This window comes from Bacteroides stercoris ATCC 43183 (assembly GCF_025147325.1).
GTDB lineage: Bacteria > Bacteroidota > Bacteroidia > Bacteroidales > Bacteroidaceae > Bacteroides > Bacteroides stercoris.
Genome location: NZ_CP102262.1, coordinates 3615819 through 3634894, shown reverse-complemented (window position 1 = coordinate 3634894; position 19076 = coordinate 3615819). Strand labels below are relative to the sequence as shown.

Annotated in this window: 14 protein-coding genes, 2 tRNA genes and 2 rRNA genes; 16 read left to right on the top strand and 2 right to left on the bottom strand. The window is 49.4% G+C overall.

Translation table 11 applies throughout. From position 1 onward, the window contains the following. The first annotated feature begins 117 nt into the window (after positions 1 to 117). The 12 genes from NQ565_RS15405 to cysK all read left to right on the top strand — a co-directional run bounded on the left by NQ565_RS15405 (position 118) and on the right by cysK (position 12214). Positions 118 to 191 (top strand) — tRNA-Ile (locus NQ565_RS15405). Between the two features lie 94 nt (positions 192 to 285). Beyond that, positions 286 to 359 (top strand) — tRNA-Ala (locus NQ565_RS15400). Positions 360 to 471: 112 nt separating this feature from the next. Next, positions 472 to 3352, top strand: a 23S ribosomal RNA gene (locus tag NQ565_RS15395). A gap of 84 nt (positions 3353 to 3436) precedes the next feature. Next, positions 3437 to 3547, top strand: a 5S ribosomal RNA gene (gene rrf, locus NQ565_RS15390). Between the two features lie 454 nt (positions 3548 to 4001). After that, complete coding sequence (locus NQ565_RS15385; protein ID WP_005654366.1) at positions 4002 to 4265, top strand: hypothetical protein; 264 nt, start codon at positions 4002 to 4004, stop codon at positions 4263 to 4265. Positions 4266 to 4634: 369 nt separating this feature from the next. Next, positions 4635 to 6125 carry a 2-isopropylmalate synthase gene (locus NQ565_RS15380; protein ID WP_005654367.1) on the top strand — a complete coding sequence of 497 codons (1491 nt, stop codon included), beginning with the start codon at positions 4635 to 4637 and terminating at the stop codon, positions 6123 to 6125. Positions 6126 to 6206: 81 nt separating this feature from the next. Beyond that, positions 6207 to 7601, top strand: coding sequence for a 3-isopropylmalate dehydratase large subunit (leuC, locus tag NQ565_RS15375; protein WP_005654369.1), 1395 nt, complete (start codon positions 6207 to 6209; stop codon positions 7599 to 7601). A gap of 79 nt (positions 7602 to 7680) precedes the next feature. Beyond that, positions 7681 to 8274, top strand: a complete 594-nt coding sequence (leuD, locus tag NQ565_RS15370; RefSeq protein WP_005654370.1) for a 3-isopropylmalate dehydratase small subunit — start codon at positions 7681 to 7683, stop codon at positions 8272 to 8274. Further along, positions 8264 to 9805 (top strand): alpha-isopropylmalate synthase regulatory domain-containing protein, encoded by a 1542-nt coding sequence (locus NQ565_RS15365; protein WP_005654372.1) that lies wholly within the window; start codon positions 8264 to 8266, stop codon positions 9803 to 9805. Before leuD ends, NQ565_RS15365 begins: the two co-directional genes overlap by 11 nt. A gap of 11 nt (positions 9806 to 9816) precedes the next feature. Then, entirely contained in the window at positions 9817 to 10062 is a 246-nt protein-coding gene (locus tag NQ565_RS15360; RefSeq protein WP_005654373.1) for a hypothetical protein, read from the top strand. A 5-nt stretch (positions 10063 to 10067) separates the two neighbouring features. Next, a complete protein-coding gene (gene leuB, locus NQ565_RS15355; RefSeq protein WP_005654375.1) occupies positions 10068 to 11126 on the top strand; it encodes a 3-isopropylmalate dehydrogenase in 1059 nt (352 codons plus the stop codon). Between the two features lie 137 nt (positions 11127 to 11263). Next, positions 11264 to 12214, top strand: a complete 951-nt coding sequence (cysK, locus tag NQ565_RS15350; RefSeq protein ID WP_016662585.1) for a cysteine synthase A — start codon at positions 11264 to 11266, stop codon at positions 12212 to 12214. Here the strand turns inward: cysK and NQ565_RS15345 are convergent. After that, positions 12211 to 12414: a hypothetical protein gene (locus NQ565_RS15345; protein ID WP_229127208.1), complete on the bottom strand. Its 204-nt coding sequence runs from the start codon at positions 12412 to 12414 to the stop codon at positions 12211 to 12213. The two genes, cysK and NQ565_RS15345, sit on opposite strands and share 4 nt — an antisense overlap. Positions 12415 to 12418: 4 nt before the next feature. Between NQ565_RS15345 and NQ565_RS15340 the strand changes: the two genes are divergently transcribed. Continuing rightward, positions 12419 to 13270, top strand: coding sequence for a tetratricopeptide repeat protein (locus tag NQ565_RS15340; protein WP_005654379.1), 852 nt, complete (start codon positions 12419 to 12421; stop codon positions 13268 to 13270). 200 nt (positions 13271 to 13470) lie between these two features. Here the strand turns inward: NQ565_RS15340 and recQ are convergent, their stop codons facing one another. Beyond that, positions 13471 to 15285, bottom strand: a complete 1815-nt coding sequence (gene recQ, locus NQ565_RS15335) for a DNA helicase RecQ (protein ID WP_005654381.1) — start codon at positions 15283 to 15285, stop codon at positions 13471 to 13473. A 283-nt stretch (positions 15286 to 15568) separates the two neighbouring features. On the opposite strand from recQ, the gene NQ565_RS15330 reads away from it, so the two are divergent. The 3 genes from NQ565_RS15330 to NQ565_RS15320 all read left to right on the top strand — a co-directional run bounded on the left by NQ565_RS15330 (position 15569) and on the right by NQ565_RS15320 (position 19047). Then, the gene (locus tag NQ565_RS15330) at positions 15569 to 16033 is read left to right on the top strand and encodes a helix-turn-helix domain-containing protein (RefSeq protein ID WP_005654383.1); all 465 of its coding nucleotides are present in this window, start codon (positions 15569 to 15571) and stop codon (positions 16031 to 16033) included. A 100-nt stretch (positions 16034 to 16133) separates the two neighbouring features. After that, a complete protein-coding gene (locus NQ565_RS15325) occupies positions 16134 to 18182 on the top strand; it encodes a dipeptidyl-peptidase 3 family protein (RefSeq protein WP_040315693.1) in 2049 nt (682 codons plus the stop codon). Positions 18183 to 18384: 202 nt separating this feature from the next. Further along, complete coding sequence (locus tag NQ565_RS15320) at positions 18385 to 19047, top strand: DNA alkylation repair protein (RefSeq protein WP_005654386.1); 663 nt, start codon at positions 18385 to 18387, stop codon at positions 19045 to 19047. The last annotated feature ends 29 nt before the right edge of the window (positions 19048 to 19076 follow it).

The window sequence follows — 19076 nt, the reverse complement described above, 5'->3', positions numbered from 1 at the left end:
CGAAAAGTAGGTTCTAAAGAGATTACCTCCATAAGAACCTCTTGTACTGCGAAGATTGTTTATTAATAATATAAAGAGAAAGTAGAAGCCGAGCCTTCGGGCTAGGGTTTGACTGACAGTCCTATAGCTCAGTTGGTTAGAGCGCTACACTGATAATGTAGAGGTCGGCAGTTCAACTCTGCCTGGGACTACGACATAGTCTTGGTGAGAGACACAGACGATTTTAATTACTAATTCTAATTACTAATTACCAATCACTGACCGTCTATTACTAACCACTATCTCGGGGGATTAGCTCAGCTGGCTAGAGCACCTGCTTTGCACGCAGGGGGTCAACGGTTCGAATCCGTTATTCTCCACTCTTGAGATTCCGTTAAATCGGAATATTCTCAAACGATCTTTGACATGATGTAACAGAAAAAAGTAAAGTTAAAGCTGAAAGTATATATCGACCATACGTTGTCGGTAAGACTAAAAGTAAGCAAGGGCGCATGGCGGATGCCTTGGCTCTCGGAGGCGATGAAGGACGTGATAAGCTGCGATAAGCTTCGGGTAGGTGCAAATAACCTTTGATCCGGAGATTTCCGAATGGGACAACCCGATTGGTTGAAGACCAATCATCCAACCAAGTTGGAGGCTAACGCAGGGAACTGAAACATCTTAGTACCTGCAGGAAAAGAAAATAAATAATGATTCCCCTAGTAGTGGCGAGCGAACGGGGACCAGCCCAAACCACCTATGTTACGGCATATGTGGGGTTGTAGGACCACGTTGTGGCAAGAAAACTGGTGAGTAGAATGTTCTGGAAAGTTCAACCATAGAGCATGATAGTTGCGTATACGAAGCCAGTCGAAGCCTAGTGGTATCCTGAGTAGCGCGGAGCACGAGGAATTCTGCGTGAATCAGCCGGGACCATCCGGTAAGGCTAAATACTCCCGAGAGACCGATAGTGAACCAGTACTGTGAAGGAAAGGTGAAAAGCACTTCGAACAGAAGAGTGAAATAGTTCCTGAAACCATGCGCCTACAAGCGGTCGGAGCTCTTACGAGTGACGGCGTGCCTTTTGCATAATGAACCTACGAGTTACTTTTTCCGGCAAGGTTAAGGGTCTTGAGACCTGCAGCCGAAGCGAAAGCGAGTCTTAACAGGGCGTTCAGTCGGAAGGAGTAGACGCGAAACCAAGTGATCTACCCTTGGGCAGGTTGAAGGATGGGTAACACCATCTGGAGGACCGAACCAATAAGCGTTGAAAAGCTTCTGGATGACCTGAGGGTGGGGGTGAAAGGCTAATCAAACTTGGAGATAGCTCGTACTCCCCGAAATGCATTTAGGTGCAGCCTTGACTTATACTGGCATGAGGTAGAGCGACTGATAAGATGCGAGGGCTTCACCGCCTATCAAGTCTTGACAAACTCCGAATGCGTGTCAGTTCTATGTCAGGAGTGAGGGCATGGGTGCTAAGGTCCATGTCCTAAAGGAGAACAATCCGGACCAACAGCTAAGGTCCCTAAATGAATACTAAGTTGAACTAACGAAGTCAGATTGCTAAGACAGCTAGGATGTTGGCTTGGAAGCAGCCATTCATTTAAAGAGTGCGTAACAGCTCACTAGTCGAGGAGTTTGGCGTGGATAATAATCGGGCATTAAGTATTCTACCGAAGCTTTGGGATGTGTAAACATCGGTAGGGGAGCATTCCACTCAGCGTTGAAGGCGAGGCGTGAGCCTTTCTGGAGCGTGTGGAAAAGCAAATGTAGGTATAAGTAACGATAAAGGGGGTGAGAAACCCCCTCGCCGAAAGACTAAGGTTTCCTGATCAACGCTAATCGGATCAGGGTTAGTCGGGTCCTAAGGCTCAGCCGAACGGCGAGGCCGATGGCAGAACCGGTTAATATTCCGGTACTACCTCAAGGAGTGACGTGGAGACGGAGCAGTGACAGTGCCGCGGACTGACGGAATAGTCCGTTAAAGGGTGTAGATGTTGATTCCTGCAGGCAAATCCGCAGGAAGAGTCGAACCTGATAGTATGGAGCGTCCTTCGGGACAATCCAATAGTGCATGTAAGCATACTCCCGAGAAAATCCGCTAAACTTAATCCTTGTGGTACCCGTACCGCAAACGGACACACGTAGTCGGGTTGAATATACTAAGGCGCTTGAGTGATTCACGGTTAAGGAACTAGGCAAACTGACCCTGTAACTTCGGGATAAAGGGTCCTCAGGGTGACTTGAGGCGCAGAGAATCGGTCCAGGCAACTGTTTAACAAAAACACAGGGCTGTGCAAAATAGAAATATGAAGTATACAGCCTGACACCTGCCCGGTGCTGGAAGGTTAAGAGGAGATGTCATCGCAAGAGAAGCATTGAATTGAAGCCCCAGTAAACGGCGGCCGTAACTATAACGGTCCTAAGGTAGCGAAATTCCTTGTCGGGTAAGTTCCGACCTGCACGAATGGTGTAATGATCTGGACGCTGTCTCAACCGTGAGCTCAGTGAAATTGTAGTATCGGTGAAGATGCCGATTACCCGCGATGGGACGAAAAGACCCCGTGAACCTTTACTATAGCTTAACATTGAATTTGGGTAATTGATGTGTAGGATAGGCCGGAGGCTTCGAAGCAGGTACGCCAGTATTTGTGGAGCCGCTGTTGAAATACGGCCCTTTGATTATTTGAGTTCTAACCCGCGGTTGCGGGGACACTGTTTGGTGGGTAGTTTGACTGGGGTGGTCGCCTCCAAAAGCGTAACGGAGGCTTCTAAAGGTGCCCTCACGACGATTGGTAACCGTCGGCAGAGTGTAATGGCATAAGGGCGCTTGACTGGGAGACTAACAAGTCGATCAGGTAGGAAACTAGAGCATAGTGATCCGGTGTTTCTGTATGGAAAGGACATCGCTCAAAGGATAAAAGGTACTCCGGGGATAACAGGCTGATCCCTCCCAAGAGCTCATATCGACGGAGGGGTTTGGCACCTCGATGTCGGCTCGTCACATCCTGGGGCTGGAGAAGGTCCCAAGGGTTGGGCTGTTCGCCCATTAAAGTGGCACGCGAGCTGGGTTCAGAACGTCGTGAGACAGTTCGGTCTCTATCTATCGTGGGCGTATGAAATTTGCGTGGCTCTGACACTAGTACGAGAGGACCGTGTTGGACTGACCTCTGGTTTACCGGTTGTGCCGCCAGGTGCATTGCCGGGTATCTAAGTCGGGATTGGATAAGTGCTGAAAGCATCTAAGTACGAAGCCAGCCACAAGATTAGATTTCTTAGGGTCGTCACAGACGATGACGTTGATAGGATGCAGGTGTACAGGCAGCGATGTCATAGCCGAGCATTACTAATTGCCCGTTCACTTTTGGTTTTTCCGTGTATGGGTGGTATATACGTTCAGTTTACCGGTTTCATTACCGGTTGTTCTTTACTTTTTACATCATGTCTGCCTTATTCAGGTGACTATAGCACTGAGGTTCCACCTCTTCCCATTCCGAACAGAGAAGTTAAGCTCAGTCACGCCGATGGTACTGCGTAACAGTGGGAGAGTAGGTAGTCGCCGTTTTTTAGAGAGAGAAGCCCCTGTATCGGAAGATGCAGGGGCTTTCTTGTTTTTGGGCTATTTTGTCTGCCTTGCCTTATACTTGCCTTGTTTTGCTTGCTTTTCTTTTCTTTTCTTTTCTTTGTTTTGCTTGCTTTCTTGGGGTCAGCAGATTTTTAGTGGGGATTATTTTTATGAATGCTATGTCTCCTAAATCCCCCTTAGTACAGAGAATTTACTGTACAGCCAGAACAACACCCCGAACTACATCCCCCTCTCTTTACGTTCTTTTGTTCTTCTGTCTAAAAAATAATATAAAAATAATGTCACAAAAAATGATAGTGTCACCAGACAAACAATCAATTTACCGATAAGTTTATTCTTACTTCTCTTCTTCCTCGTTTTGGAAAACCGGGTTGTTTTTCGTATATTTGTCAGCGAACTGATTTTTTAATTAATATTTAAAGCAAATTGAAGTATGAAAACTAAAGTTTTATTCGCTGCTGTGGCAGTAGCATTTTCTTTCGCTGTAACATCATGTGGTAACAAAAAAGCTGCTGATGCCAATGCTGCCGGAGCAGACTCTTGTTGCGCTGCACAAACAGAACAGGTATGTGACTCTGCAAAGGCTTGCTGCCAGGCTGATTCTGCCGTTTGTCCGAAAGCCGATTGCGCGAAAGCTGATTGTCCGAAGGCCGCTTGCGATAGCGCCAAGTGTGACAAACCTTGTGAAAAGAAGTAATTCAGGACTTGTATCGAACTGAAACATAAAGGAAAGGCGTGCCTGTTTGGTACGCCTTTCTTGTGATATATTGGTGCGATAAATGAATATAATCTTATAAAATGATATTATTTCAGATGAAAAAGTTACTGATTTATTTGCATGCTACAAAATAATCTATACCTTTGCATCATTAAACAAAAAAACAAGATGATTCAGAACTTTACATATATTCTACTGTGTGGTATTATTATTCTACTGGCAAAGTTTAGTGGAAGTGAGTGCTGTGCATAAATATATGTAAGATATAACAATATACGAAAGCCTTTCTCACTTCCCTGTGTGAAAGGCTTTTTTTATGGAATATGAATTTATAAATACAATGAAGCGATGAGTGATAAATTATTTATTTTCGACACAACGCTCCGCGATGGCGAGCAGGTTCCGGGATGCCAGTTGAATACAGTGGAAAAAATTCAGGTGGCAAGGCAACTGGAAGCGCTGGGCGTGGATGTGATTGAGGCGGGATTCCCCATTTCGAGTCCGGGTGACTTTAACTCGGTGATTGAGATTTCCAAAGCTGTGACGTGGCCTACGATTTGCGCCTTGACACGTGCCGTACAGAAAGATATTGACGTGGCGGCGGAAGCTCTGCAATTTGCCAAGCATAAACGTATTCATACCGGTATCGGTACTTCCGACTCGCACATCAGATATAAATTCAATTCCAACCGCGAGGAGATTATCGAACGTGCCGTAGCGGCAGTGAAGTATGCCCGTCGCTATGTAGAGGATGTCGAATTCTATGCCGAAGATGCCGGACGCACGGATAACGAATACCTGGCGCGTGTGGTGGAAGCCGTTATCAAAGCGGGCGCTACGGTGGTGAATATTCCCGATACCACCGGTTACTGCCTTCCCGGTGAGTATGGTGCGAAGATAAAATATCTGATGGAGCATGTGGACGGCATTCATAACGCTGTCATCTCCACGCATTGCCACAACGACCTGGGTATGGCTACTGCCAATACAATGGCAGGTGTGCTGAACGGCGCCCGCCAGGTGGAAGTTACTATCAACGGTATCGGCGAACGTGCCGGAAATACTTCGCTTGAAGAGGTGGCTATGATTATCAGATGTCATAAGGATATCAATATTGAAACCAATATCAACACGCAGAAGATTTACCCTACCAGCCGTATGGTATCCAGCCTGATGAATATGCCGGTGCAGCCTAACAAGGCAATCGTAGGCCGTAATGCCTTTGCGCACTCGTCGGGCATTCATCAGGACGGCGTATTGAAGAATGTGCAGACTTATGAGATTATCGACCCGCACGATGTGGGCATCGATGACAACTCTATCGTACTGACCGCCCGTAGCGGACGCGCTGCCTTGAAGAACCGCCTGCAGGTGTTGGGCGTGTCTCTGGATCAGCAGAAACTGGATAAGATTTACGAAGATTTCCTGAAACTTGCCGATAAGAAGAAAGATATTAACGACGATGATATTCTGGTATTGGCAGGTGCGGACCGCTCGCAGAATCATCGTATCAAACTGGAATACTTGCAGGTGACGAGCGGCGTAGGTGTCCGTTCGGTAGCCAGTATCGGGTTGAACATTTCGGGTGAGAAGTTCGAAGCCGCCGCCAGCGGAAACGGTCCGGTAGATGCCGCAATCAAAGCCCTGAAGAAGATAATAGACCGCCACATGACGTTGAAGGAGTTTACCATTCAGGCCATCAGCAAGGGGAGTGATGATATGGGTAAGGTGCACATGCAGGTGGAATATGATAACCGTATCTACTATGGTTTCGGCGCCAATACGGATATTATAGCTGCGTCGGTGGAAGCGTATATAGACTGTATTAATAAATTTTAGCGGTTAGTGATTAGCGGTTAGTGATTAACGATTAGTGATTAACGATTAGTGATTGATAATTTGTAATTAATACTTATTCTGATGAATACATTATTTGATAAAATTTGGGATGCCCACGTTGTACAGAAGGTGGAAGACGGCCCTACACAACTTTACATAGACAGGCTTTATTGCCATGAAGTGACCAGCCCGCAGGCTTTTGCCGGATTGCGTGCCAGGGGAATCAAGTGTTTCCGTCCGGAAAAGATATTCTGTATGCCCGACCATAATACGCCGACGCACGACCAGGATAAACCTATCGAAGACCCCGTGTCAAAGACGCAGGTGGATACGCTTGCCAAGAATGCGGAAGATTTCGGACTGGAGCATTTCGGCATGATGGACAAGAAGAACGGCATTATCCATGTGGTGGGTCCGGAACGCGGGCTGACCTTGCCGGGCATGACGATTGTATGCGGTGACTCGCATACGTCCACTCACGGCGCAATGGGAGCGGTGGCTTTCGGCATCGGTACGAGCGAAGTGGAGATGGTGATGGCTTCGCAGTGTATTCTGCAAACCCGCCCCAAGACGATGCGCATTACCGTAGACGGCAAATTGGGTAAAGGGGTGACCGCCAAAGATGTGGCGCTCTATATGATGTCCAAGATGACTACCAGCGGCGCTACGGGCTACTTTGTGGAGTATGCCGGAGAGGCGGTGCGCAGCCTGTCCATGGAAGGACGCCTTACGCTGTGCAACCTCAGCATAGAAATGGGTGCGCGCGGCGGTATGGTTGCTCCGGACGAAACGACTTTCGAGTACATCAAGGGACGCGAATATGCTCCGAAAGGCGAAGCGTGGGACAAGGCGCTGGCATACTGGAAAACGTTGAAAAGCGATGAGGATGCCGTGTTCGATAAGGAAGTACGCTTCGACGCCGCCGACATCGAGCCGATGATTACCTATGGAACCAATCCGGGTATGGGCATGGGCATCACGCAGCACATCCCCGCTACCGAGGGCATGGGCGAGGCCGCCAAGGCATCTTTTATGAAGTCGATGGAGTATATGGGCTTCCGGCCGGGTGAACCGTTGTTGGGCAAGAAGATTGATTACGTGTTCCTGGGTGCTTGCACCAACGGCCGTATCGAGGATTTCCGTGCATTTGCCTCTATCGTGAAAGGCCGTAAGAAAGCGGCGGATGTAGTGGCATGGCTAGTTCCCGGTTCGTGGATGGTAGATGCGCAGATACGCGAGGAAGGCTTGGACAAAGTGCTGGAAGAGGCGGGATTCGCTATCCGCCAGCCGGGATGTTCGGCTTGTCTGGCGATGAATGATGACAAAGTGCCTGCCGGGAAATATGCGGTATCCACCAGTAACCGTAACTTTGAGGGACGTCAGGGACCGGGTGCACGCACATTGCTTGCCAGTCCGCTGGTGGCTGCGGCAGCGGCGGTGACGGGGGTGATTACAGACCCGAGGGAGTTTATCTAAATCAAGGTTCACTACAGAGGGAGAAACTGAGGGCCTATGTCCTCTGCAGTGAAGAAAGAACAATCAAATAACAGCAACAATGAAACAGAAATTCAATATCATCAACAGCACTTGTGTACCTCTTCCGTTGGAGAATGTGGATACCGACCAGATAATCCCTGCACGTTTCCTGAAAGCCACCACGAAAGAAGACTTTGGCGAGAACTTGTTTCGCGACTGGCGGTATGACAAGCAAGGCAACAAAATAGAATCTTTCGTACTGAACGACCCTACCTACGGCGGACAAATCCTTGTGGCCGGCAAGAACTTCGGTTCGGGAAGCAGCCGCGAGCATGCGGCATGGGCCATTGCCGACTATGGTTTCCGCGTGGTGGTGAGCAGCTTCTTTGCGGATATCCATAAGAACAACGAACTGAATAATTTCGTGCTTCCCGTGGTGGTGAGCGAACCGTTCCTGAAAGAACTTTTCGACTCGGTTTTCGCCAATCCCAAAACGGAAGTGGAAGTGAACCTGCCCGAACAGACCATTACCAACAAGGCCACGGGCAAGAGCGAGCATTTTGAAATCAATGCCTACAAGAAACACTGCCTGATGAACGGATTGGACGATATAGATTTCCTTGTAGAGAATAAAGACAAAATAGAATCCTGGGAGAAGAAACATGAAGCATAATCATCCGAAGATAGAAATCATGGACACCACGCTCCGCGACGGCGAACAGACCAGCGGGGTGTCTTTCGTGCCCCATGAGAAGCTGATGATAGCCCGTTTGCTGCTTGAAGACTTGAAGGCGGACCGGGTGGAAGTGGCTTCCGCGCGGGTGTCTGAAGGGGAGTTCGATGCGGTGAAAATGATATGCGACTGGGCCGCCCGCCGCAATATGCTGCCGAGGGTGGAAGTGCTCGGTTTCGTAGACGGGCATACGTCGGTGGACTGGATACACGCTACCGGCTGCCGCGTCATTAACCTGCTGTGCAAAGGCTCGCTGAAGCATTGCTCCTGCCAGTTGAAGAAGTTGCCCGAAGAACATATCGAGGACATTCTGGCAGTGGTGGACTACGCAAACGTGCAGGACATGGAGGTGAACGTCTACCTGGAAGACTGGAGCAACGGCATGAAAGATTCGCCCGAATATGTGTTTCAATTGATGGACGCATTGATCCGGACCAACATAAAGCGGTATATGCTGCCCGATACGTTGGGGGTGCTGAACCCGTTGCAGGTCATTGAATTCATGCGGAAAATGGTGAAACGCTATCCGCACGCGCATTTCGACTTCCATGCGCACAATGATTACGACCTTGCGGTGAGCAATGTGCTGGCAGCCGTGTTGAGCGGTTGCAAGGGGTTGCACACCACCATTAACGGTCTGGGCGAGCGTGCCGGGAATGCGCCTCTTGCCAGCGTGCAGGCCATCCTGAAAGACCATTTCAGCGCTGTTACCAATATCGACGAGAGCCGCCTCAATGATGTGAGCCGTGTGGTGGAGTCTTATTCGGGCATCGTAATTCCCGCCAACAAACCGATTGTGGGTGAGAATGTGTTTACGCAGGTGGCGGGCGTGCATGCTGACGGAGATAATAAAAGCAACCTGTACTGCAACGACCTCTTGCCCGAACGTTTCGGTCGTAAGCGGGAGTATGCGCTGGGCAAGAACAGCGGCAAGGCGAATATCCGCAAGAACCTGGAAGACCTGGGGCTGGAGCTGGACGAGGATGCCATGCGCAAGGTTACCGAACGTATCATCGAGCTGGGCGATAAAAAGGAACTGGTGACGCAGGAAGATTTGCCGTACATCGTTTCCGATGTTTTGAAACATGGCATGATGGACGAGCGGGTGAATCTGAAAAGCTACATCGTGAACCTTGCCTACGGACTGAAACCGATGGCTACGTTGAAAATAGAAATCAACGGCAAGGAGTATGAGGAGAGTTCCAGCGGCGACGGTCAGTACGATGCCTTTGTGCGTGCGTTGCGCAAGATATACAAGGTGACTCTGGGGCGCAAGTTCCCGATGCTGACGAACTATGCGGTGACCATCCCGCCCGGCGGACGTACCGATGCCTTTGTGCAGACGGTTATCACCTGGAGTTTTGAAGACAAGGTGTTCCGTACCCGCGGGCTGGATGCCGACCAGACGGAAGCGGCCATTAAGGCTACGGTAAAGATGTTGAATATAATAGAAGCTGAATACGATAAATAAGATGCCCAACCATGATTGATAAGAGAATAAAGGATTATTTCGAAAGAAAACCCAATGTAAGCTATCTGTTTTTTGCTTGCATGATATTTTTGTTTCGTGTTTTCTTGAATTGGTATGCAAATGAGCTGCAGCTCGTCACTCTTATGGATGTGATATGGACGCTTATGCTGACTGCGGGATTTGTGACGGGTGACCGTGTTCGCCGCAAGAATAAAGCAATGAAAGATAAGATAGAAAATGAATTGAAAAAGAAATAATAATTATGGACTTTAAAATTGCAGTATTGGCCGGTGACGGTATCGGCCCCGAAATATCCGCCGTAGGTGTGGACGTAATGACCGCCGTTTGCGAGAAATTCGGTCACAAAGTAAGTTATGAGTATGCCGTGTGCGGTGCGGACGCCATCGACAAAGTGGGCGACCCTTTCCCCGAAGCTACCTATCAGGCTTGTAAGAATGCCGATGCAGTGCTCTTTTCGGCAGTAGGCGACCCGAAATTCGACAATGACCCCACCGCCAAGGTGCGTCCCGAACAAGGACTGCTGGCTATGCGCAAGAAGTTGGGGCTGTTTGCCAATATCCGTCCGGTGCAGACCTTCAAGTGCCTCTTGCACAAGTCGCCGCTCCGTGCGGAACTGGTGGACGGTGCGGACTTCATCTGCATCCGCGAACTGACGGGCGGTATGTATTTCGGTGAGAAGTATCAGGACAACGACAAGGCCTACGACACCAATATGTATACCCGTCCGGAGATTGAACGCATCCTGAAAGTGGGCTTTGAGTATGCCATGAAGCGCAACAAGCACCTTACGGTAGTGGACAAGGCAAATGTACTTGCCTCTTCGCGTCTGTGGAGACAGATTGCGCAGGAAATGGCCCCGGACTATCCGGAAGTCACCACCGACTATATGTACGTGGACAACGCCGCCATGCGCATGATTCAGGAACCGAAGTTCTTCGACGTGATGGTGACCGAGAATACCTTCGGCGATATTCTGACCGATGAAGGCTCCTGCATCAGCGGCTCCATGGGCTTGCTTCCTTCGGCTTCCACGGGCGAAAGCACGCCGGTGTTCGAGCCTATTCACGGCTCATGGCCGCAGGCTAAGGGCCTGAACATAGCCAATCCGCTGGCACAGATTCTTTCCGTAGCCATGCTGTTTGAGTATTTCGACCTGAAGGAAGAAGGCGCGCTTATCCGCAAGGCGGTGGATGCTTCGCTCGACGCCAATATCCGTACCCCGGAAATCCAGGTGGAAGGCGGCGGCAAATACGGCACGAAAGAAGTGGGGGCGTGGATTGTGGACTATATCAAACACTAATCTTTATTAAGGAAAGAAAGGGCGAAACGTTTTTTTCCTACCTTTGCGAGGAGATGCGTCAAGAGTACGGCGATAGCGAGCCTGCTTTTGCTGTGTCTCCTCATTTGTGTCTTATTCTGTATAAACTCGGACGAATTATGGCGAAAATAGCGAATAACTTGACGGAACTTATCGGCGGTACGCCGCTGATGAAACTGGCGGGGTACAGCCGGAAGTACGGATTGCAACGGGAGGTGGTTGCCAAACTGGAGTCCTTTAATCCCGCAGGCAGCGTAAAAGACCGCGTAGGGCTGGCGATGATTGAGGATGCCGAAGCGCGAGGAGCGTTGAAGCCCGGCGCCACCATTATAGAGCCTACCAGCGGCAATACGGGAGTAGGGCTGGCAATGGTGGCGACCATTAAAGGCTATCATCTGATACTGACCATGCCCGAAACCATGAGCATCGAACGCCGCAACCTGCTGAAAGCCCTCGGAGCGGAAATCGTGCTGACAGACGGACTGGCAGGCATGGCTGGTTCTATTGCCAAGGCGCAGGAACTGAGGGACAAGATACCCGGTGCCGTGATTCTGCAACAGTTCGAGAACCCTTCCAACGCCCGGATACACGAACTTACTACGGGCGAGGAAATCTGGACGGATACGGACGGACAAGTGGACGTGTTTGTAGCGGGAGTAGGTACGGGCGGCACGATTTGCGGTGTGGCGCGCGCCTTGAAAAGGCATAATCCGAATGTCTACATTGTGGCCGTAGAACCTGCATCATCTCCCGTGCTTGAGGGGGGCGAGGACGCTCCTCACCGCATACAGGGCATCGGGGCAAACTTTATTCCGGCCCTTTACGATGCTTCGGTAGTGGACGAGGTGATTCCCGTGCCGGATGATGAAGCCATTCGCGCCGGACGCGAACTGGCATCTACCGAGGGATTGCTGGCGGGAATATCTTCCGGAGCGGCTGTCTATGCGGCACGTCTGCTGGCGGTGCGTCCCGAATTTGCCGACAAAACGGTGGTGGCCTTGCTGCCTGATACGGGAGAGAGGTATCTCTCTACGGAGTTGTTTGCTTTTGACACCTATCCTTTGGATTAAATGCCGGGGACGGACGTTTGTTTCACCCGGTGGTAGCGGTCATACCGACGGGTGGTAGCACTTGTACCGTCGCGTGGTATTGCCCGTACCAGCGCTTGGTACTGTCCGTACCACCGCCTGATATTCTTTGTACCCTTGCTTGGTACTTCCTGTACCGGCTGGTGAAACCGGTACGGGTGCATTAATAAATTTAGAATCATAAGTATGAAGAAACTGATTTTTCTCGCAGTATGTTTATTGGCAAGCGGTATGCCTGCATTCGGGCAAACCTATCAGGAACTTTGCGACCGTGCCGTAACTTATACGGAGCAGGATAGTCTGCCGCAGGCGGAAACGTACATCCGCAGAGCCTTGAAGCTGGAGCCTGCGAATCCTCATAACGCCCTTCTGTTCTCCAACCTCGGTACGATACAACGCCGCCAGCGGAAGTACGAAAAGGCTTTGGAGTCCTATAACTTCGCCCTGAATATCGCCCCGCGGGCAGTGCCTATCTTGCTGAACCGTGCGACCATTTATATGGAACTGGGGCGTAACAACCTGGCACAAGCCGATTATTCGCTGGTGCTGGATTTGGAGAAAGACAATGAAGAAGCCCTGCTGATGCGCGCTTATATCTATATGCAACAACGTGACTATAAAATGGCAAAGGCGGATTACGAACGCTTGTTGAAAGTGAATCCCACCAGCTACAACGGCCGTCTCGGCTTGGCTACTTTAGAGCAGAGAGAGGGAAAATACGAAGAAGCACTGAGGCTATTGAACACTATGATTGCCGCCAAAGGAGAGAACCGGCAGTTGTCTCCTTCCCAATATGCCATGCTTTATGTGGCTCGTGCCGGAGTAGAAAAAGACTTGCACCATACAGATATGGCATTGGTAGACCTGGAAGAGGCGATAAGCCTGGATAGCTCGCAGCCTGAAATATACCTGATGCGCGGCGAAATCTACCTCGCCCAAAAAAAGAAAGAACTTGCCAAACGCGATTTCGAGAAAGCCATATCGTTAGGAGTACCGCAATCTGATTTACGCAACTTCTTACAACAAACGGGGAAATAGGGGGTAGCGGTTAGTGATTAGCGGTTAGTGATTAGCGTTTAGTGGTTAGTGGTTAGTGATTAAGTTATGTACAATAAACAGTTAATTGCTAATTGCAAAACACTAACTGCTCACGACTAATCACTCACGACTAATCACTTACCACTAATCCTTAACCGCTAATCACTAATCCTTAACCGCTAATCACTAATCCTTAATCACTAATCACTATATTTTCGTATTAGGTTGATAAATTCTTTGCCGTATTTCTTTTTTTTGTGTTCTCCGATGCCGCTGATGTTGCCGAACTCTTCGAGGTTGGTGGGGCGTGAGGTGCTGAGCAAGTGGAGAACCTTGTCGGACAAGACGATATAGGCAGGCAGGGCCTCTTCATCGGCAAGACGTTTTCTTAATTTGCGTAATGCTTCAAAGAGGGCTTCGTTCTCTGTATTGGGAAGTCCTAAGGGTAGCTCTTGGGCGGGGACGGTTGCTTTGCGTTTTCTGCCACGTTTGGTTTCGTTTGTTTCTTCCCGGCGTATCACTACCAATCGGGCGGTGGCTCTGCCGAAGAGGACATCGCTTCCTGCGGAAGTTATTTTCAGATGATTGTTTTCGTTGTAGGCAATCTCGAAGTATCCGAGTTGCAGCATTTGTAATAAATAATCATGCCAGTCGCGGGCGGGAACATCACGTCCGGCGGCAAAGGTTTTCAGTTGCTGATAGCCTTTGCCTACGACTTCGGGCGACATGTTTCCCCTGAGAATATCCACTAAAACGCCTGTACCGATTTGCTGGTCTGTGCGGACAATGGCGCTCAGGGCCTTTTGTACGATGACAGTTCCGTCAAAGCGTTCGGGCGGGTTCTTGCAGACGTCGCAATTGCCGCAGTCATGGTCTGCTATTTCTCCAAAATAACTTAACAATATGCGGCGTCGGCAGATGTCGGATTCGGCGTATTGCTGCATGCGTTGCAGTTTCTCCAGGTTGATATTCTGCTGTCCGCTCTCGGTAGCGAATTTGGTAAGCAAAATCAGGTCTGCAAGCGAGTAGAACAGTAGCGTGTCACTGGGCAGTCCGTCTCTGCCGGCACGCCCTATCTCCTGGTAGAAACTCTCGATGCTCTTTGGTAAATTATAATGAATAACCCAACGAACGTTACTCTTGTCTATACCCATGCCGAAAGCAATGGTGGCGCACACTACCTGTACGCGGTCGTTGATGAAATCGTCCTGTGCTTCGTCCCTGAGAGAGGGGGAGAGTCCGGCATGGTAGACGGCGGTGCGGATACCATGCTTCTGGAGCATCTGCGCCACGGATTCCGTCTTGCTCCGGCTCATGCAATAGATGATGCCGCTTTCTCCGGGATGGCGGGCTATGAAGTCAAGAATTGTCTTGGATTTTTCCTTCTGCTGGTAGCCCCGTTTTACGGTGAGGCTCAGGTTGGGACGGTCGAACGAGGAGATGAACGTCCGGGGATGGTTCAGGTGAAGCTGCCTGATGATATCTTCGCGCGTGATTTTGTCGGCGGTGGCGGTCAGGGCGATGATGGGCACGTGCGGGAACTGCTGGTGCAGAATCCCCATCTGTGCGTATTCAGGCCGGAAGTCATGTCCCCATTGCGAGATGCAGTGCGCTTCGTCGATGGCGAAAAGCGAGATGTGCATGTCCCGCAGGAGATAATTGGCTTCTGCAAGCAGCTTTTCGGGCGAGATATACAGCAGTTTCAGTCTGCCTTCCATGCAGGCACGGCGCAGGGCGGCATTCTCCGTTTCGTCATTGCTGCTGTTCAGCGCACCGGCGCTGATGCCGTTGGCGCATAATGCCTCTACCTGGTCCTTCATCAGCGAGATGAGCGGTGAAACGACTACCGCGGTTCCTTCGCGCAGCAGGGCGGGAAGCTGGTAGCATATTGATTTTCCACCGCCGGTGGGCATTAACACAAGTGCGTCGTTTCCGTCCAGAATGTGACGGATAATCTCTTCCTGAAGGGGACGGAAACTGTCGTATCCGAAGTATGTTTTAAGCGTTTGTAGCATAAGCAGTGCCGGTATCTTTTTATCAGGGGACAAAGGTACGTTAATTCTTGCATAAAATGCAAAAGGAAGTGGCGTTCAGTCAAATAACTTAATAATTAAGCAGTTGTGTTAAATAAGCTTGTAATTAAACGTATCCTGCTTCTTTTCAAGCTTTTTCGTTGTTTGTATATTAAAAATATGTACGGGAAAAGTTGCGTATTAAAAAAAAATGTTAGACTTTTGTGTAATCTAAGGGAAGCTCCTTTGGATTTCCGTATTTAAACAACCCTAACCAGTTAATTCAATGAGTGATTTAGAAAAGAATGCACAGGAGGAGGCTACAAAGAAGCATCCCTATAACCTGCGCGAAAAGAAAGAAAAGAAGGCTGCCTACAGTTCCTTGATACGGCCGGAACTGGCAGACGAGCTGTACGACAGGATACTGAATATCATTGTCGTGCAGAAGAAGTACAGAGACCCCAATTACTCTGCTAAGGATTTGGCGAAAGAACTGCAGACCAATACCCGTTATTTGTCGGCAGTGGTGAACTCCCGTTTCGGCATGAATTATTCTTGTTTGTTGAATGAGTACAGAGTGAAAGACGCTTTGCATTTATTGACAGATAAGAGATATGCTGACAAGAATGTTGAGGAAATCAGCACGATGGTAGGCTTTGCCAATCGTCAGTCTTTTTATGCTGCATTTTATAAAAATGTAGGAGAAACTCCTAACGGTTATCGTAAGAAAAATGCAGTGAAAGGTAAATAATGCAGTAAAACTGAACTTATAAAAGGAAATATTCCGAGTCATGTGCTCCGGAATACTTCCTTTTGTTATTTTAATACTAATCAATCTTTTCCAAACACGCATGAAAAAACAACTGATTTCCGTAATGGTTGCCGCGTCCTTGCTGACAGCTTGCGGCGGAGCACCGAAAACTACTGCCGAGGCAGAAAAATTTGATTATACAGTGGAACAATTTGCAGACTTACAGATTTTACGCTATCGCGTACCGGAGTTTGAGAACTTGTCTCTCAAACAGAAAGAATTAGTTTATTACCTCACGGAAGCCGCTTTGCAGGGACGTGACATCCTGTTCGACCAGAACGGGAAATACAACCTCAGAATCCGCCGGATGCTGGAAGCCGTCTATACGGGCTATACCGGCGACAAGACTGCGGCAGACTTCAAGGCTATGGAAGTGTACCTGAAACGGGTATGGTTCTCCAACGGCATTCATCATCATTACGGCTGCGAGAAGTTCGTACCGGGCTTTACTCCCGAATTCTTCAAGCAAGCCCTTTTAAGCGTGGACGCCGCTACACTGCCGCTTGCAGAAGGGCAGACGGTGGAGCAGCTTTATGAAGAGGTGGCTCCCGTTATCTTCGACCCCAAAGTGATGCCGAAGCGTGTGAACCAGGCTGCCGGTGAGGATTTGGTGCTGACCTCGGCATGTAATTATTATGACGGGGTGACGCAGCAGGAAGCCGAAGCCTTTTACAGCGCCATGAAGGACCCTAAGGATGAAACGCCGGTTTCTTACGGATTGAACAGCCGCCTGGTGAAAGAGAACGGCAAGATTCAGGAGAAAGTGTGGAAAGTGGGGGGCTTGTACGGCGCGGCTATCGGGAAGATTGTGTATTGGCTGAAGAAAGCGGAAGGCGTGGCCGAGAACCCTGAACAGAAAGCGGTTATAGCCAAGCTGATAGAGTTTTATGAAACAGGTGACTTGAAGACCTTTGATGATTATGCCATTCTGTGGGTGAAGGATTTGGATTCCCGCATCGACTTCGTAAACGGATTCACCGAAAGCTACGGCGACCCGTTGGGCATGAAGGCAAGCTGGGAATCTTTGGTGAACTTCAAGGATTTGGAAGCTACCCGCCGCACGGAGATTATCAGCAGCAATGCGCAATGGTTTGAAGACCACTCTCCGGTGGAAAAGCAGTTCAAGAAAGAGAAGGTGAAAGGTGTTTCAGCCAAGGTAATCACTGCCGCTATTCTGGCGGGCGACCTCTATCCTTCGACGGCTATCGGTATCAACCTGCCCAATGCCAACTGGATCCGCAGCCATCACGGCTCCAAATCCGTAACGATTGGCAATATAACGGATGCCTACAACAAGGCGGCTCATGGCAACGGCTTCAACGAAGAATTTGTATATAGCAATGCCGAACTGCAATTGATAGACAAATATGCCGATACGACCGATGAACTGCATACCGACCTGCATGAGTGTCTGGGACATGGTTCCGGCAAACTGCTTCCGGGCGTAGACCCCGATGCGCTGAAGGCTTACGGCTCTACTATCGAAGAGGCGCGTGCCGACCTGTTCGGACTGTATTATGTGGCCGATCCGAAACTGGTGGAACTGGGGCTGACTCCGAGTGCGGATGCCTACAAGGCCCAATTCTATACCTATCTGATGAACGGTCTGATGACACAGCTTGTGCGTATCGAACCGGGAAACAACGTGGAAGAGGCACATATGCGCAACCGCCAGCTCATAGCCCGTTGGGTATATGAAAAGGGTGCTGCCGACAAAGTGGTGGAACTGGTGAAGAAGGACGGAAAGACTTATGTCGTAATCAATGATTATGAAAAGGTACGGGAACTGTTTGGCGAACTGCTTGCCGAAATACAGCGTATCAAGTCCACGGGCGACTATGACGCAGCCCGTGAACTGGTAGAGTCCTATGCCGTGAAAGTAGACCCGGAACTGCACGCGGAAGTATTGGAACGTTACAAGAAACTGAACCTGGCTCCGTATAAGGGCTTTGTCAACCCGAAGTATGAGGCTGTGACGGATGCGGACGGCAACATAACCGATGTGAAGGTAACTTATGATGAAGGGTATGCCGAACAGATGCTGCGTTATAGCAAGGATTACTCGGCATTGCCTTCAGTGAACGATTGAATGGTAATTTAGAGATTTTATTGTTTTCTTTTAGGCACGGATTACGCGGATTTCACGGAAACGGAAAAAAAGGATAAAGTAAATCCGTGCATTCCGCGTAATCCGTGCCTAAAAAAATCATCAGGTGCATTTTGACACACCTCTTTTAAGATAAAAGGCTTTTTGCCTCAGGTGATAACCGGAACTCTCATTTCTGAAACTAATGGAACTAAAAGAACAACTCAAAGAAATAAAAACCCAGCTCCGCCTTTCCATGAATGGGGCTGTGTCTCAAAGTATGCGTGAGAAAGGTTTGGTCTACAAACTTAACTTCGGCGTGGAACTGCCCCGTATCAAAAGTATTGCTTCTGCTTACGGGAAAGATCATGCCTTGGCGCAGGCACTTTGGAAAGAAGATATTCGCGAATGTAAAATATTGGCGGGATTGCTCCAGCCTGTCGACAGCTTCTTGCCCGAAATAGCGGACATATGGGTGGAGAACATCCGGAACATCGAGATTGCGGAACTTACCTGTATGAACCTGTTCCAACATCTTCCGTATGCTCCTGCGAAGTCTTTTCACTGGATTGCCGCTGAAGATGAATATACGCAGGTCTGCGGTTTCCTTACCATTGCCCGGCTGTTAATGAAAAAAGGCGATATGAACGAACGGGTGGAGAATGAATTCCTTGACCAGGCAATATCGGCGTTCCTCTCAGGCTCTTATCATGTGCGCAATGCCGCGCTGACCGCTATCCGCCGCTTCATGCAGCACGGCGAGGAAAATGCGTTTCAGGTTTGCCGCAGGGTAGAAGGCATGGGAGATTCCTCTTCGGAGACAGAACGGCTTCTTTATAATCTGGTAAAGGAAGAGGTGGCGTTATGATAAAACGGTAAAGTGATAGAGTGTTGGCT

What these genes read in the sequence shown, in the direction of transcription:
- NQ565_RS15385 (WP_005654366.1), top strand. Translation starts at nt 4,002, where the DNA reads ATGAAAACTAAAGTTTTATTCGCTGCTGTGGCAGTAGCATTTTCTTTC.
- NQ565_RS15380 (WP_005654367.1), top strand. Translation starts at nt 4,635, where the DNA reads ATGAGTGATAAATTATTTATTTTCGACACAACGCTCCGCGATGGCGAG.
- leuC (WP_005654369.1), top strand. Translation starts at nt 6,207, where the DNA reads ATGAATACATTATTTGATAAAATTTGGGATGCCCACGTTGTACAGAAG.
- leuD (WP_005654370.1), top strand. Translation starts at nt 7,681, where the DNA reads ATGAAACAGAAATTCAATATCATCAACAGCACTTGTGTACCTCTTCCG.
- NQ565_RS15365 (WP_005654372.1), top strand. Translation starts at nt 8,264, where the DNA reads ATGAAGCATAATCATCCGAAGATAGAAATCATGGACACCACGCTCCGC.
- NQ565_RS15360 (WP_005654373.1), top strand. Translation starts at nt 9,817, where the DNA reads ATGATTGATAAGAGAATAAAGGATTATTTCGAAAGAAAACCCAATGTA.
- leuB (WP_005654375.1), top strand. Translation starts at nt 10,068, where the DNA reads ATGGACTTTAAAATTGCAGTATTGGCCGGTGACGGTATCGGCCCCGAA.
- cysK (WP_016662585.1), top strand. Translation starts at nt 11,264, where the DNA reads ATGGCGAAAATAGCGAATAACTTGACGGAACTTATCGGCGGTACGCCG.
- NQ565_RS15345 (WP_229127208.1), bottom strand. Translation starts at nt 12,414, where the DNA reads ATGATTCTAAATTTATTAATGCACCCGTACCGGTTTCACCAGCCGGTA.
- NQ565_RS15340 (WP_005654379.1), top strand. Translation starts at nt 12,419, where the DNA reads ATGAAGAAACTGATTTTTCTCGCAGTATGTTTATTGGCAAGCGGTATG.
- recQ (WP_005654381.1), bottom strand. Translation starts at nt 15,285, where the DNA reads ATGCTACAAACGCTTAAAACATACTTCGGATACGACAGTTTCCGTCCC.
- NQ565_RS15330 (WP_005654383.1), top strand. Translation starts at nt 15,569, where the DNA reads ATGAGTGATTTAGAAAAGAATGCACAGGAGGAGGCTACAAAGAAGCAT.
- NQ565_RS15325 (WP_040315693.1), top strand. Translation starts at nt 16,134, where the DNA reads ATGAAAAAACAACTGATTTCCGTAATGGTTGCCGCGTCCTTGCTGACA.
- NQ565_RS15320 (WP_005654386.1), top strand. Translation starts at nt 18,385, where the DNA reads ATGGAACTAAAAGAACAACTCAAAGAAATAAAAACCCAGCTCCGCCTT.